Genomic DNA, 14,611 nt, shown 5'->3' on the forward strand with positions numbered 1-14,611 from the left:
GATGCCGGCAAGGTCTGCAGGAGGTGTCGTTACCCTGTCACTCCCATGCACATGCCGCCCCTTTAATCGGGTTCGATTGCCGCCGCCTTTTCAGCAAGACACAAAAAAGCCCGGACAGTGCCGGGCTTTTTCGCATACATCCGGAAGGATCGGAAATTACTTGATCTTTGCTTCCTTGTACATGACGTGCTTGCGAACGACTGGATCGAATTTCTTCATTTCCAGCTTGCCTGTCATGGTTCGCTTGTTCTTGGATGTGGTGTAGAAATGTCCGGTGCCTGCTGAGGACACCATCTTGATCTTGTCTCGCATGATTCAGATTCGGTTGGGGCTCGTTTGCAAAGGCGCAGAGCAAAAAGGACGGTGGCTTATACTTTCTCGCCGCGTGAACGCAGTTCCTGGAGAACCGTGTCGATGCCGCGCTTGTCGATAATGCGCATGCCGCTGGAAGATACTCGCAGGGATACAAACCGCTTTTCAGCAGCGACCCAGAAACGATGGGTGTGCAGATTGGGCAGGAAACGGCGCTTGCGCCGATTCTTGGCGTGCGACACGTTATTACCTGACATTGGGCTCTTGCCGGTGACCTGGCAGACTCTGGACATGCGAAACTACTCCGAATAAGGATTGTACTGCGCTTAGCCTGCGAAGTGTAGCGAATACCTGGCCAGTTCTCAAGGGGGCGAGGCCGACTATTTTCACATTAACGGAAATGAAACGTAAAATGGATCGCATATTCATCAGGAATCTGCAGATAGACACCGTTATCGGCATCTATGACTGGGAACGTATCCGGCGTCAGCGAGTGGTGATCGATCTGGAGATGTCGGCTGATGTGGTGCGTGCCGCCAATGCGGAAGATGTGGCATCCACCCTTAACTACAAGACATTGTCGGACGAACTGGTGAACCACATCGAAAACAGTGAATTCCAGCTGATCGAAACCCTGGCCGAGAGCGTCACGCGCATCATCAGAGAGGATTTCGGGGTGCAGTGGGTGAAACTGACCCTGCACAAACCCGACGCTCTGTCCGGCAATACCGATGTCGGCGTCATCATCGAACGGGGGGAGCGACCTGATGACTGAGCTGCCCGAACCGGATGCCACAGCGCTGGCGCACAGTGAACGCCTGCGACAGCAGCTGATCGAGCGCATGCGGCAGCAAGGCATGTTGTCCTTTGCCGAATACATGGAACAGGTACTTTACGAACCGGGACTGGGCTATTACATGGCCGGAGCGGCCAAGTTCGGCGATGAAGGTGACTTCATCACGGCTCCGGAGGTCTCGCCGCTGTTCGGGGCTGCGCTGGCCAACGAGTTGCGAGGCGTGCTGGTGCACACCGGTGGCGGTATCCTGGAATTCGGTGCCGGTAGCGGCAAGTTGGCACTGAGCATTCTGCAGGCCCTGTCCGACGTCGAGGAACTGACCTATACCATCCTGGAGCCCAGTGCCGAGCTGGTCAACCGACAGCAGCGCTTGCTTGGCGATGCGCTGGATGCGTCGCTATTCCGGAAGGTTCGCTGGGTGAGCACGCTGCCGGAATCGTTTACCGGTGCCATCGTGGCCAACGAAGTCATGGATGCCTTGCCGGTGGAGCGCTTTCGCAAGCAGGAAGATGGGGTCGTCCAGCTCTGCGTCGATGAGCACCTGGCAACGGCGGCACGACCCGCCGGTGACGCTCTGCGCGAGGCCGTGCTTGCCATCGAGAATGATCTGGGAGAGCCACTGCCCGATGGTTATCAATCGGAAGTGTGTCTGTTGCTGAAGCCCTGGCTGGCCAGTCTGGCGCAGACGCTGGCGCAAGGCGTGGTGCTGCTGATCGATTACGGCTATCCGCGTCGTGAATACTATCTGCCGGAGCGAATGCAGGGGACCCTGGCCTGTTATTACAGGCACAGGACTCATGACGATCCGTTTCGCTGGCCAGGCCTGCAGGACATCACGGCGCATGTGGATTTCACCGCAGTGGCCGAAGCGGCGGTGCACCAGGAGCTTGATCTGCTGGGCTATGCGTCCCAATCCGCCTTTCTTCTGGACAATCGCCTGCTGGAACTGACCGAGCGTGAAAGTGTGCAAAGCACTGGCGAAATGCAACGCGTCAGCCTGGCTCGAGCGGTCAAGACACTGACCCTTCCTGGCGAAATGGGCGAACGGTTTCAGGTAATGGCGTTGGGTAGAGGCTATGATCTGCGCCTTCAGGGGTTCAGCTCGCAGGATCTGTCCTACCGGCTGTAGGCTCCCTTCCCATTGGCAGTCGCTCATGCGCGGTACGGAACCGGCGCATGACATCAGGGTTCGTCTCACATGGAATTAATGCATATCATCTGGCTGGCTCTGGTGCAGGGGCTGACCGAATTTCTACCGGTGTCCAGTTCGGCCCATCTGATTCTCGTACCGAGTCTGCTTGGCTGGCCGGATCAGGGACTGGCCTTCGATGTGGCCGTGCACCTGGGCACTCTGATCGCCGTGGTTGCCTATTTCCGCCGCGATATCGTCACCCTGTTTCTGGCCTGGGTGGAATCCATGACTCGCCGCCAGATGAGTGCCGAGGCCCGGCTGGCCTGGGGAGTCATCCTGGGAACCGTGCCAGCCGGTCTGGTTGGTCTGGCGTTCAAGGACTACATCGAAGTGTATCTGCGCTCACCGCTGGTGATTGCCACGACAACCATCGTCTTCGGCCTGCTGTTGTGGGTGGCTGACAAGCGCAGCAAGCTGGTTCGATCGGAATACACACTGGGCTGGCAGGATTTTCTGGTCATCGGCGGCGCGCAGGCTCTGGCGCTGATTCCCGGAACATCACGCTCGGGCATTACCATCACGGCCGGGCTGCTGCTGGGCCTGACACGGGAGGCAGCGGCGCGTTATTCCTTCCTGCTCTCCATTCCCATCATCGTGCTCTCGGGGCTCAGCGTGACCAAGGATCTGGTGGAGTCCACCGTGCCCGTCGACTGGCAGGCACTGTTTCTGGGTACGCTGATTGCGGCCATCAGCGCCTTTGTCTGTATCCACTACTTTCTGGCGTTCATCAACCGTATCGGCATGACACCTTTCGTGATCTATCGCCTGCTGCTGGGTGTCTTGCTGTTCTGGGTCTTCGCTGTCGCAGTCTGAACGGACGGCTGACAGGTTCAGGGCATGGTCTTCGGCTTGCGCAAGGCCTGGCCTGGCAGAAGCGACAAAACGAGACTTCATCCGAACACTGCCCTGTTTGCAGGTTCAGGGAGACGGGACTGCCAGTTCGAGGGTCTTGCCCCCCAGGCCATGTACGGAATCATGCGCCTGCAGCCGAATGACGCTGATACCTTCGGGCAATGTCAGTGTCAATGACCGGGTAAAGGGTTGCTCGTTTTCATGGGGATGGGCCAGTTCCCGGCTGCCGAGCACCCGGCCATCGGCAGCCAGAACATCCCAGCGGTCCGCGTAGTGGTCCCAGCCTTCGTCGGCATGCAACACGGTTGCGTCGATTCGGTAACGGTTATCCCCCAGTGCGGTAACCTTGCCGTCGACGACATCGGCTTCTCCGGCGTTGGCTGCTCCGATCAGGGCGGCCAGGCCCAATGCCAGCAAGGCAGGTGCTTTTGCATTTATCATCATGATTATCTGAATGTTTCGTCGTATCCCGAGTCCTAACCCTACCGTATAACCATATCGCCCATGGCAGTCCGATTATTGTAGAGTTCTCGATTTGAGTTCAGTCGTTGTTCGCGGAGGCAAGGCCATCACTACCATGACAAGAAATTTTCTCGGAAATTCAACCGTCGCAGGCCCGGTAACGCAATTTGCCTTGCTGCTGGTGCCTATGGTCATGAGCTGTTTCTTCGTCGTTTACGCCATGGCCGGCTGGGTCATCGATGGTCGAGACCGCTTGAACTGGGCAGTGGAGGCGCTGACAGTCAGTGTATGGGTGGCACTATCCATGTTGGCCTTCAATGGCCTGGTTATCGCTTATACCCGTTGGCGTGGCGGAAGCTGGTGGCATCCTTTGATTGTTTCCAGCATTGGCCATATGGTCTTGTCGGTCCTGATGACACTGTCAGTGTTCATCACCGTCAGATTGTAAGCGGCGTTTCATCCGCTGCGCGCCTTCTGGCGGGCAGAAACAGGCCGGGCCGGACGCGCCCTTCAGCCAAGAGGTAGATGATTACCACATGAGTTTCGATTTCACGCCCAGAGCGATGCTGTCCGTCAGACATCTGCGTTATCGACGGCTGTGGATAGCCGTGGGTGTCGCGCTGATCCTGATGGTCGCCATCGCCTCGATGATCACGATCCCGGCACCGCTCAAGGTGGTGATGATGAAGGACAAGCTGATGCATACCCTGGCCTATGCGGGTCTGATGGGCTGGTTCGCGCAGATCTACCGGCATGACCTGACCCGACTACTGCTGGCAGTGGGGCTGGTGCTCATGGGGGTCGGGATCGAGTATCTGCAGGGCATGACCACCACGCGTCATTTCGATGTGCTGGATATGGTTGCCAACACATCGGGCGTCGTACTGGCCTGGGCCCTGGCCTATACCTGGGTGGGTACCTTGCTGGCGCGATTCGAGGGCCTGTTCAGTCGCTCCACCGTACACTCCAGCAGTTGAGGCAGTTCATTCCGTCCTGCAGGTATCTGTGCTCATTCAATCCTGTGCGTTACTGCCCGGCTTTTGCGTCAGCCACTGACTGATGGCTCGGGTTCTGGCCTCGGTGATTCGCTCGGCAATGGTCGACTTGTCCGTTGTCTCACGGGCAATGGCCGCACTGTCAACTTTCCTGAAGACTTCCGCCACGTTGCGCAGGAAGTCGGCCTGAGGGTATTCACCTTCTTCGTGACCCAGGCGGCCGCGAGCATCGGCCTCACACACCTGCAGGTACTGATCGAATCGTTCGGGCTTGCGTACCACATCCATCGTCTGCATCAGGCTGGTCAGCTTGCCTGGTGTCAGATCGCGAGCTCGGTGAGAATGTGTGTGCCAGCGTGCGGTCAATACGCCCAGGTCTCTTGTCTTGCGCGGAACGCGCAGACGCTCGCACAGCGCTTCGGTCAATGCGGCGCCACGCTTTTCATGTCCATGATGAGAGGGCAGGATATCGACCGGTGTCGTGGCCTTGCCCAGATCGTGGCACAAGGCGGCAAAGCGTACATCCAGTTGCTCGCTGCCGAGTGATGCCTGCTGCAGCACCATCAGGGTGTGAATACCGCTATCGATCTCCGGATGCCATCGAGCGGGTTGGGGCACACCGAACAGGGCGTCCACTTCCGGCAGTACAACGGCCAGGGCACCGCAGTCGCGTAGAGCACGGATGAAGGCATCGGGTGAGCGGGCCTGCAGGGCACCACTCATTTCCTGCCAGACACGTTCGGCGACCAGATTGTCCGTTTCGCCCTCGCGCACCATGTGGCGCATGAGCTCCAGGGTTTCATCGGCAATGGTGAATCCCAGATGACTGAAGCGCGCCATGAAGCGAGCTACCCGCAGAATGCGAACAGGGTCTTCGACAAAGGCTTGCGAGACGTGTCTCAGCACCCGGTTCTCGATGTCCTGTCTGCCATTGTACGGATCCACCAGCTCGCCGTCATCGCGTTGCGCTATCGCGTTGATGGTGAGGTCGCGACGGCTCAGGTCCTCCTCGAGCGTCACGCTCGAATCTGTCGAGAACTCGAAGCCGTGGTAGCCGGGTCCGGTCTTGCGTTCCAGGCGAGCCAGCGCATATTCCTCGTGACTCTCCGGGTGCAGGAAGACCGGGAAGTCCTTGCCGACGGACCTGAAGCCGGCCTGCAGCATTTCGGCAGGCGTGCTGCCCACGACCACCCAGTCGCGATCGATGACTGGAAGTCCAAGCAGGTGATCGCGCACCGCACCTCCAACCAGGTAGTGTTTCATGACGTCGTGTTGCGAATTGCGGGCATGTACTGAATGTTACACTGCCGCCCATCCCCGGAAGCTGCTCGACTTCTCGTAGATGCGAATCAATCGTCTGGTCCCCGCCTGTCTGTTGGCAGCCACTGTTGCCGTACTGGGTGGCTGTAGCAATGTGGGCTACTACTCACAGGCCGTCGGCGGTCATGTCAGATTGATGCTGGCCAGGGAGCCCATCGACAAGCTGCTGGCTGACGCCACCACCTCGGAAGAGCTGCGCGGCAAGCTGCGCACGCTGGTCGATGCACGCCAGTTTGCCGTCGAGCGTCTGCAACTGCCGGACAACGACAGCTATGACAGCTATGTGGAAACCGGGCGTGATGCGGTTACCTGGAACGTGGTGGCAGCCGGGGAGTTTTCCCTGCAGGCCAGAACCTGGTGCTTCCCGGTCGCCGGTTGCGTCAGTTATCGGGGTTATTTCGACAAGGCGGATGCCGAAGCGTACGCCGCGCAATTGGCGGCAGAAGACTACGATGTCTCGGTGGGTGGGGCATCGGCCTATTCGACACTGGGCTGGTTCGATGACCCGGTTCTGGACACCATGCTGCGGGGCACGGATGTACGCTTTGTGGGCACTCTGTTCCATGAGCTGGCGCATCAGGTGCTCTACGTCAAGGACGACAGCAATTTCAATGAGGCCTTTGCCACCTTCGTGGAGCAGCAGGGTGTGCGGCAGTGGCTGGCCGAACGAGGCGAAAGCGAGCGTATCGAGGCCTACAATGCGTCACAGCAGCGTGTGGTCGACTTTCTGGGCTTGCTCAGACAGACCCGGGACGAGTTGCAGGCGCTGTACGCGCAGGACTTGCCGGATGCGGCGATGCGCACGGCCAAACAGGCTACGTTCGACAACATGCGCGATGCCTATGACTTGCTCAAACAGCAATGGGGGGGCTATGCCGGTTACGACAACTGGTTCCGGCGTGAACTGAACAACGCTCGCCTGGTGGCCGTATCCACCTATCGGCGTGACGTGCCTGCCTTTCAGGCCATGTACGAGGAAGCGGGGCAGGACATGTCTGCCTTCTACGAACTGGCACGGCGGGTTGGCAAGCTGCCGTACAAGGAACGGCGCAGCCGCATTGCGGAATATGATGCCAAGGCGGCCGGCAAGCTTGACAGCCCGTGATGCACTTCCAATAATGGTACAGCGGATGCACCCTGGTGGTGTGTCTGCACGATGTGATGGTTCCCGTCGTCGGCATGACTCGGGATGAAAAGGGAACACGGTGAGGCCTCTTAGCTGTTGGCCAATTCCATGACTGCCCCCGCAACTGTAAGTGGTGAGTTGATCCGAACAATCCCACTGGGTACGGCACCCGGGAAGGGTCGGTAAACGTTGAACCACAAGTCAGGAGACCTGCCATTGCTTGTCAACTCAACCCGGGCGGGGTGCCTCGGTCAGGAGATTTGCGATGCCTGTCAGTTTCTTGCCGACACATCCTGAAATTACCTGTCCGGCCATCCGCCCACGAGCGCGGAGGGCGCCATGCAGGTAATGGATCGGATCATTCTCAGACTTATCGAACCGCAGAAAAACCGCGAGGATGCCGTGCTTCTGGGGCGCCTGGGCTTTCTGGAATGGCTGGTGTCGATTCCCGATGACTGCGATTTCGATGAAGAGCTTCGACTCGCCCATGAGCGCGCCGAACCTCTGAAACTGTCCATGCCGGCAGTGGGTGTTCTGTGCGAGCTGCTGAGCGAGGCTGGAAAACTGGCGGAATCGCCGACTCCGGCCTCGACCTCACTGGTCAGACGCAAGGGGGCTCGTCGTCGACGCTCGCTGCACTAGTCTCGGAAAACCGGATCTCGGGGCGCCTCGTGCTCAGCGACGGGCCGCAGCACGGTTCTGCTGCAATCGACCTGCCCAGTCCCGCTTGCCCAGATAACGGGGTACCACGGCATCCAGTGATGTCGGCTGGCGGGCGCAGTCACTGTCACAGACACTCGGCGTCTGCAGGCTGAGGTAATTGTCTCGGCTGAAGGGTTTGCCGGGAACGAACTCCATGATGCGAGCCTGCAACCTGGCAGCCCAGTCCGGCAGGCCGATGATGGTGCGCGACAGTCCGGCAGTGTCCGCCGTGTATTGCACCAGTTCCCGCAGCGTGTAGTCCTGCGGACCACACAGTTGAATGGTGCTGCCGGCAGCCTGAGGGTCGTCGATGGCGGCAATCATGACATCGCAGACATCGCCGATGAACACGGGGGCCATTCTGGCATCCGGAACCGCCAGAGGAAAAACCGGAAGAGCGCGCAGCAAGCCGGCGAAGCGGTTGAAGAATGCATCGTGCTCGCCGAAGATGATGGACGGCTGAAAGATGGTCCATGTCGTATTGCCTGTGTGGGCGCGTACCCGCTGCTCTGCCTCGCCCTTGGTTCTCAGGTATTCGCTGGAGCCCTTGTCCGCATCGGCGTTCAGAGCGCTCATGTGCAGATAGTGCCTGACCTCGCCGGCTGCACAGGCATTCAATACCTTGCCGGTCAGCTCTGAATGTGCGCTTGAGAAGCTGCCCCTGGACTGACTGCCGCCCTCGTTGAGGATGCCGATCAGATTGATCACGGTGTCCGAACCTGCCAGTGCTGCCGTCAGCGCTTCTGCATCGTGCACATCCACTTCCTGTGCATGAACATTGGACATGGTTCGCAATGTGCGAACCCGCTGCGCCCGTCGGGTGAGAACAACGACTTCATCAAATTTCGTGGCCAGGCGATAGGTCAGCTGAGAGCCGACAAAACCTGATCCGCCCAACAAGGTAACGCGGCGACTGGACATGGGTACTGGATGCTCCGAATGGAAGAACGGGTCGATACGGTGTACGGCAGGTGGATGCCGAGCTGCAGGACGAGCCTCAAGACAGTGCAATGGCATGAGGACCTTTGCACCGTCCTGCGTCTGGTCGACCTGCCAGTGTGTCTGCAATATTCACGGCACTCGGCATGCCTGACAGCCTATTTTGCCTCAAACGAGGCTCAGGCGCAGGGTCGATACTGTCTGTCCTGCTGAGTCTGGAGCTGCGAATCCGCGACAGACCGGGCAGGTGGGCACTGGCACAGGACGCACGATACCGGTCCGACCCCTTGCTTTCGGCTAGATTCCAGACAGGACGGCCACCACGAACCTGAAGGTCACCATCAGCAGAAACAGGCCGAACAGTCTCGACAGCTGCGTCCGTGATCTGGCATGCGCCGCCTGCACGCCATGGCGGGTCATTGTCAGGGCGGCGGGCAATGTGATGAACAGAGCCAGCAGTGACACGTAACCCAGTGCATCCGGCGGCAGGCCGGGTTTGTGCCAACCGACGATGATGTAACCCAGGGTACCGGGAATGGCGATCAGGAGACCCAGGCCGGCAGATGTCGATACTGCTTCATGGATCGGGCGTCCGTGCAGGGTCAGCATCATGGTTGACAGAGCGCCTCCGCCGATCCCCATCAGGGCCGACAGCAAACCGATGAAGGCGCCATACAGAGACAGCAGGCCGCGTCCCGGCAGAGTGTCCGCAATCTGCCAGCCCGCGCCGCCGAGCAGCATGCGCAGCGCCAGAACGCCGGCGACCAGCATGAAGACCGTCTGGAAAACGCGAGCATCAGCCACACTGGCGATGGCGGTTCCAGCGATGACGCCTGAGAGCACCGGCAGAATCCAGGATCGCAGTACCCCGGTATTCAGACTGCCACGTCTGGCATGCTCGCGGGCAGAGACAAAGGCGGTGGGAATGATCATGGCCAGGGAGGTACCGACAGCCAGCGGCATGGCGATGTCATCGGCATTTCCGGTAAACCGGAACACTTCGTAGAACACCGGTACCGAGATCGCGCCGCCGCCCACGCCAAACAGTCCTGCCAGAAAGCCGATGGCTATGCCAGCCAGTACAAGAGCGGCCACGATGAGCAACAGAACGGAAGGGGAGAGACCGGCTGGCATGGCTTGAGCCCGCTGCTGTGAGTGGCGAATTTCTGTGATTTCATGCATGGTACAGCAGCGCCGTGCCCACGCAATCCGAATTCGCACACGATAGAATTTATGGCACCAGCAGAAAAACTTCAGTGGCGTTACCGTCAATTTGTCAGCATAGTGCCCACACTCGACCATTCTCAAGCGACTACAGAAGCGCCTATGTCTGTACTTCCGGAATTCGAAAACCACGCCGAGCAGACCATCAAGACGACGACCTGCTACATGTGTGCCTGTCGCTGCGGCATCAAGGTGACAACCGAGGGCAACGAGATTCGGTTCATTCAGGGCAACCCGGACCATCCCGTCAACAAGGGGGTGCTGTGTGCCAAGGGCAATGCCGGCATCATGAAGCAGAAGTCGCCGGCCAAGCTGACCCAGCCCCTGGTCAGGAAGGCCGGGTCCGAGCGGGGTGACGGCGAGTTCGAACCCATCTCCTGGGACAAGGCTCTGGGGCTGCTGACCGAGCGGTTGCGCAAGATCCGGGCTACCGACCCCAAGCGACTGGCGTTCTTCACCGGGCGGGATCAGATGCAGGCACTGACCGGTTTCTGGGCGTCCCAGTTCGGTACCATCAACTGGGCGGCACACGGCGGTTTCTGTTCGGTGAACATGGCCGCTGGTGGGCTTTACATGACCGGGCAGTCCTTCTGGGAGTTCGGCGATCCGGACTGGGATCATGCCAAGTACTTCATGTTGTGGGGCGTGGCTGAAGATCACGCCTCCAATCCGATCAAGATCGGTCTGGAAAAGCTCAAGCGTCGCGGGGCCAGGTTCGTTGCCATCAACCCGGTGCGCACCGGCTATCAGGCCATTGCCGATGAGTGGGTCGGCATACGGCCCGGCACCGACGGTCTGCTGGCTCTGTCCTTTGCGCATGTCCTGCTGAAGAACGAGCAGTTCGACTGGGAATTCCTGGCGCGTTATACCAATGCGACGCAGCTGGTCATCGAAGCGCCCAACACCTCGCGGCACGGGCTGTTGCTGCGCGACGAGAATGGGGAACTGCAGGTCTGGGACCAGACCAGCGACGGTCCGGCCTCCTGGAACGAATCCAGCCACGAGAACGATGTGGAAGCGGCCCTGTTCGGCGAATACACCACGCCTGACGGCACCCGGGTGAAGACGGTGATGACGCAACTGGCCGAGAAATACCTGAGTGAGGACTACGCACCGGAGAAGGTGGCTGCCACCGTCGGTGTGGATGCCGAGACCATCGAACGCCTGGCCCTGGAAATGGCTCATGTGGCGTTTCAGGAAACCATCACCATCGACACGCCATGGACGGACTGGACCGGCAGGCGTCACGAGAAGTTCATTGGCCGGCCAGTGGCCATGCATGCCATGCGTGGCATTTCAGCGCATTCCAACGGCTTCCAGACCTGCCGCTCCATCCATCTGTTGCAGATCCTGCTCGGCGCGGTGGATTGTCCCGGCTCGCATCTGGCCAAACCTCCGTTCCCGAAGCACATCGCACCGCCGATCAAACCTGCCAGGACCATGGCGCCGGATACACCCTTGTCGTCGCCGCCGCTGGGTTTTCCGATGGGCCCGGAGGATCTCGTGGTGGATGCCGCTGGTGAGCCGCTGAGGATCGACAAGGCCTATTCCTGGGAGGCGCCGATTGCCAATCACGGCATGATGCACATGGTGATCAACAACGCGGTCAAGGGCGATCCCTACCCGATAGACACTTTGATCCTGTTCATGGCCAACATGTCCTGGAATTCAAGCATGAACACGGCTGAAGTGCAGGATATGCTGCGTGAGAAGGATGAATACGGCGATTACAAGCTGCCATTCATCGTCACCAGTGACGCCTTTCATTCAGAGATGGTCAATTTCTCCGATCTGGTGCTGCCCGATACCACCTACCTGGAACGTTTCGATACCATCTCCATGCTCGACCGTCCGATCTCGGAGCCCCACGCTGCCTGCGACTCCATCCGCCAGCCGATCATAGATCCCGATCGTGACGTCCGGCCCTGGCAGGAAGTACTGATCGATATCGGTTCGCGGCTGGAATTTCCGGCGCTGACCAATCCGGATGGCAGTGCCAGGTTCAAGGACTACAAGGAATTCATTACCCAATGGGAGAAAGCGCCAGGCATCGGTTTTCTGGCGGGCTGGCGTGGCGAGAACGGTGAGCAGTCCATGGTCGGGGCACCCAACCCGGATCAATGGCAGGCCTATCAGGACAATGACTGCTTTTTCGAGCACCATCTGCCACCGGAGCAGCGCTATTACCGTTTTGCCAACAAGGACTATCTCGAATGGAGCAAGAGCGTCGGCTTCAATGGTCACAGTGGTCCCATCGTCATGGAACTGTATTCAGAGGTGCTGCAGAAATTCAGACTGGCGGGGCAGGGCTTGTATGACGGGCCGCAGCCGGCTCATGAGGTCGACAGACAACGACTGGTACAGTATTTCGATCCTCTGCCTGACTGGTACGTTCCGCTGGAAGAACAGCGAGTCGATAACGAGCAGTATCCCTTCCATGCGGTCAATCAGCGGCCCATGTTCATGTATCACTCCTGGGATTCACAGAATGCCTGGCTGCGGCAGATCATGGCGCAGAATTATCTGTACATGAATCGGCAGCGCGGCCAGAGCATGGGTATCGAGGATCTGGCCTGGGTCTGGGTGCAGAGTCACCACGGCAAGATCCGTTGTCAGGTCAAACTGATGGAGGGCTGCAACCCGGATACGGTCTGGACATGGAATGCCATTGGCAAGCAGAGCGGTGCCTGGGGGCTGTCCGATGATGCACCGGAATCGCAGAAGGGCTTTCTGATGAATCATCTGATCAGTGAGTTGCTGCCGGCAAGGGACGGAGAGCGCGGACTGAGCAACTCGGACCCGGTCACCGGCCAGGCAGCCTGGTATGACCTGAAGGTCGATATCTATCCGGCCGCACCGGGCGAGACAGGCAGCTACCCGACATTCGATGCCATCAAGCGTTTGCCGGACATGGCCGCAGCGCCGTCCGTGCTGCGGTATCACACCCATGAACCGGTCAATCTCGAGCGATCCCTGCAGGATGCGTTGAGCCGGGGTCATCTTTCAAGTGGAGACAAGCGATGAAGCTCGGTCTGGTCATCGATCTGGATACCTGTGTGGGATGCCATGCCTGCGCAGTCGCCTGCAAGCAGTGGAATACCTCCGGAACCACCGGGCCACTGACCGATTACGAGCCTTACGGCAAGGAGCCCAGCGGCGTCTGGTTCAACCGCATTCGACATTTCGAGGTCGATGACTATCCGAACAGCAAGACCATCAATACGCCGATGTCCTGCATGCATTGCGAGGATGCAGCCTGCGTGACGGTCTGTCCGACCGGCGCATCCTACAAACGTGAGGAAGATGGCATCGTGCTGGTGGATCAGTCCAAGTGCATGGGTTGCAATCTGTGCTCCTGGGCCTGTCCCTACGGCGCGCGTGAGCTCGATGAAGAGGACGGCGTCATGAAGAAGTGCACCCTCTGTGTCGATCGCATTCACGACAAGAATCTGCCCGAGGCGGAACGGCAGCCGGCCTGCGTCATGACCTGCCCCTCGCATGCCCGGCATTTCGGTGACTTTGATGATCCCGATTCGAATGTCAGTACGCTGGTGCGAGAGCGGGGTGGGTATTCGCTGATGCCGGAACTGGGCTACGAACCCACCAACAAGTACCTGCCACCGCGCCAACGTCCAGCGGCTCCAACGGTCGAACGCAAGGCAGCAAGCAGTGGCGATTCGCTGATCGGCAAGTGGATGAAGCGTCAGAAAGATGCCTTCAACAAGCTTGGCAAGGGGGCAAGCTGATGCATCCGGCCCTGTCAGTGATCTTCTTTACCGTGACAGCGGGTGCCGGTTACGGTCTGCTGTTTCTGCTTGGCTTGTTGCACCTGCTGGGCCTGGCTCCGGACACCAGCCCTGACCAGATCGTGGCCATGGGGCTGATCGGCCTGCTGCTGGTAACCGCTGGATTGTTGTCATCGACTCTGCATCTGGCGAATCCGAAGAATGCCTGGCGCTCGTTTACCCGATTCAGGACATCCTGGCTTTCGCGTGAGGCAGTTTTTGCAGTGGCCTTCTATCCGGTGGCACTGCTGTGGTTGCTGTGCCAGTGGTTTACCGGCAATACGGCGGCAACCGTCGTTTTCGGTGTCTTGATGGCACTGCTGGCGACAATGGTACTGATCTGTACGGGCATGATCTACGCGACTCTGAAAACCATCCGCCAGTGGCATACCGCATTGACGCCTGTCAATTTCGTGCTGCTGGGGCTGTTTCTCGGCGCACTGATACTGAGTGTCATGCTGGCTCAGCAGGGACTGATGTTTGAACCGGTAGCCAGGCTTGTTCTGATTGTACTGGTCATCGCAGCTCTGGTGAAGCTGGTCTATTTTCACTGGATCGGTCAGCCTGCCGGGCCAACGATCAATACAGCTCTGGGATTCACGCGTGCCACGGTTCGATTGCTGGATGTGGGCCATGCCAGTGATACCTTCCACAACAAGGAATTCGGCTATCAGGTGGAACGCACCAGAATCATCTGGTTGCGTGTGCTCTGTATCGCACTGGCCTTCGTGCTCCCCCTTCTGCTGATCAGTGGCCTGCTCGGTGAGGTGAGTTTCGGTTTGCTGCTGCTGGCCGTCATCAGCGCTTACGCCGGTGTGTTTGTCGAGCGCTGGCTGTTCTTCGCAGAAGCCAGACATGTGGTCAATCTGTATCACGGCATGCAGCGTACCTGAGTTGCGGTATCCG

General features: G+C 59.1%; 16 protein-coding genes and 1 riboswitch. Of the genes, 10 read left to right on the top strand and 6 right to left on the bottom strand.

Annotation, left to right across the window (positions count from 1 at the left end; all coding sequences use genetic code 11):
- Positions 1 to 156: 156 nt before the first annotated feature.
- Together rpmG and rpmB are read right to left on the bottom strand one after the other, a co-directional pair.
- Positions 157 to 312 carry a 50S ribosomal protein L33 gene (gene rpmG / locus ACUNV4_RS20350; protein WP_430880447.1) on the bottom strand — a complete coding sequence of 52 codons (156 nt, stop codon included), beginning with the start codon at positions 310 to 312 and terminating at the stop codon, positions 157 to 159.
- A 56-nt stretch (positions 313 to 368) separates the two neighbouring features.
- The gene (rpmB, locus tag ACUNV4_RS20355; protein ID WP_430880448.1) at positions 369 to 605 is read right to left on the bottom strand and encodes a 50S ribosomal protein L28; all 237 of its coding nucleotides are present in this window, start codon (positions 603 to 605) and stop codon (positions 369 to 371) included.
- Positions 606 to 724: 119 nt separating this feature from the next.
- Here rpmB and folB point away from each other — a divergent pair, with 119 nt between their 5' ends.
- The 3 genes from folB to ACUNV4_RS20370 all read left to right on the top strand — a co-directional run bounded on the left by folB (position 725) and on the right by ACUNV4_RS20370 (position 3,113).
- Positions 725 to 1,087: a dihydroneopterin aldolase gene (folB, locus tag ACUNV4_RS20360; RefSeq protein WP_430880449.1), complete on the top strand. Its 363-nt coding sequence runs from the start codon at positions 725 to 727 to the stop codon at positions 1,085 to 1,087.
- Positions 1,080 to 2,237, top strand: coding sequence for a class I SAM-dependent methyltransferase (locus ACUNV4_RS20365; RefSeq protein ID WP_430880450.1), 1,158 nt, complete (start codon positions 1,080 to 1,082; stop codon positions 2,235 to 2,237). The genes folB and ACUNV4_RS20365 overlap by 8 nt, the downstream gene beginning before the upstream one ends.
- A gap of 69 nt (positions 2,238 to 2,306) precedes the next feature.
- Positions 2,307 to 3,113, top strand: a complete 807-nt coding sequence (locus ACUNV4_RS20370) for an undecaprenyl-diphosphate phosphatase (protein WP_430880451.1) — start codon at positions 2,307 to 2,309, stop codon at positions 3,111 to 3,113.
- A 105-nt stretch (positions 3,114 to 3,218) separates the two neighbouring features.
- Here the strand turns inward: ACUNV4_RS20370 and ACUNV4_RS20375 are convergent, their stop codons facing one another.
- Positions 3,219 to 3,596, bottom strand: coding sequence for a hypothetical protein (locus ACUNV4_RS20375; protein WP_430880452.1), 378 nt, complete (start codon positions 3,594 to 3,596; stop codon positions 3,219 to 3,221).
- 91 nt (positions 3,597 to 3,687) lie between these two features.
- Here ACUNV4_RS20375 and ACUNV4_RS20380 point away from each other — a divergent pair, with 91 nt between their 5' ends.
- A complete protein-coding gene (locus tag ACUNV4_RS20380; protein ID WP_430880453.1) occupies positions 3,688 to 4,062 on the top strand; it encodes a hypothetical protein in 375 nt (124 codons plus the stop codon).
- An 88-nt stretch (positions 4,063 to 4,150) separates the two neighbouring features.
- Complete coding sequence (locus tag ACUNV4_RS20385; RefSeq protein ID WP_430880454.1) at positions 4,151 to 4,591, top strand: VanZ family protein; 441 nt, start codon at positions 4,151 to 4,153, stop codon at positions 4,589 to 4,591.
- A 36-nt stretch (positions 4,592 to 4,627) separates the two neighbouring features.
- Here ACUNV4_RS20385 and ACUNV4_RS20390 read toward each other — a convergent pair whose 3' ends face one another.
- Positions 4,628 to 5,872, bottom strand: coding sequence for a multifunctional CCA addition/repair protein (locus ACUNV4_RS20390; protein WP_430880455.1), 1,245 nt, complete (start codon positions 5,870 to 5,872; stop codon positions 4,628 to 4,630).
- Positions 5,873 to 5,951: 79 nt separating this feature from the next.
- Here ACUNV4_RS20390 and ACUNV4_RS20395 point away from each other — a divergent pair, with 79 nt between their 5' ends.
- On the top strand, positions 5,952 to 7,034 hold the full coding sequence (locus tag ACUNV4_RS20395; protein ID WP_430880456.1) for an aminopeptidase: 1,083 nt from the start codon (positions 5,952 to 5,954) through the stop codon (positions 7,032 to 7,034).
- 40 nt (positions 7,035 to 7,074) lie between these two features.
- Positions 7,075 to 7,287: riboswitch (cobalamin riboswitch) on the top strand.
- A gap of 107 nt (positions 7,288 to 7,394) precedes the next feature.
- Positions 7,395 to 7,697, top strand: a complete 303-nt coding sequence (locus ACUNV4_RS20400) for a hypothetical protein (RefSeq protein ID WP_430880457.1) — start codon at positions 7,395 to 7,397, stop codon at positions 7,695 to 7,697.
- A 33-nt stretch (positions 7,698 to 7,730) separates the two neighbouring features.
- Here the strand turns inward: ACUNV4_RS20400 and ACUNV4_RS20405 are convergent, their stop codons facing one another.
- Both ACUNV4_RS20405 and ACUNV4_RS20410 read right to left on the bottom strand, forming a co-directional pair.
- On the bottom strand, positions 7,731 to 8,678 hold the full coding sequence (locus ACUNV4_RS20405) for a complex I NDUFA9 subunit family protein (protein WP_430880458.1): 948 nt from the start codon (positions 8,676 to 8,678) through the stop codon (positions 7,731 to 7,733).
- Between the two features lie 315 nt (positions 8,679 to 8,993).
- A complete protein-coding gene (locus ACUNV4_RS20410; protein WP_430880459.1) occupies positions 8,994 to 9,878 on the bottom strand; it encodes a sulfite exporter TauE/SafE family protein in 885 nt (294 codons plus the stop codon).
- A gap of 144 nt (positions 9,879 to 10,022) precedes the next feature.
- On the opposite strand from ACUNV4_RS20410, the gene ACUNV4_RS20415 reads away from it, so the two are divergent.
- From ACUNV4_RS20415 to ACUNV4_RS20425, 3 genes are read left to right on the top strand one after another with little or no spacing between them, the layout of a single operon-like run.
- On the top strand, positions 10,023 to 12,944 hold the full coding sequence (locus ACUNV4_RS20415; RefSeq protein ID WP_430880460.1) for a molybdopterin oxidoreductase family protein: 2,922 nt from the start codon (positions 10,023 to 10,025) through the stop codon (positions 12,942 to 12,944).
- Positions 12,941 to 13,666, top strand: a complete 726-nt coding sequence (locus ACUNV4_RS20420; RefSeq protein ID WP_430880461.1) for a 4Fe-4S dicluster domain-containing protein — start codon at positions 12,941 to 12,943, stop codon at positions 13,664 to 13,666. The genes ACUNV4_RS20415 and ACUNV4_RS20420 overlap by 4 nt, the downstream gene beginning before the upstream one ends.
- Positions 13,666 to 14,598 (top strand): dimethyl sulfoxide reductase anchor subunit family protein, encoded by a 933-nt coding sequence (locus ACUNV4_RS20425; RefSeq protein ID WP_430880462.1) that lies wholly within the window; start codon positions 13,666 to 13,668, stop codon positions 14,596 to 14,598. The genes ACUNV4_RS20420 and ACUNV4_RS20425 overlap by 1 nt, the downstream gene beginning before the upstream one ends.
- Positions 14,599 to 14,611 lie beyond the last annotated feature (13 nt).

The sequence above is a fragment of the Granulosicoccus sp. 3-233 genome, from assembly GCF_052681095.1.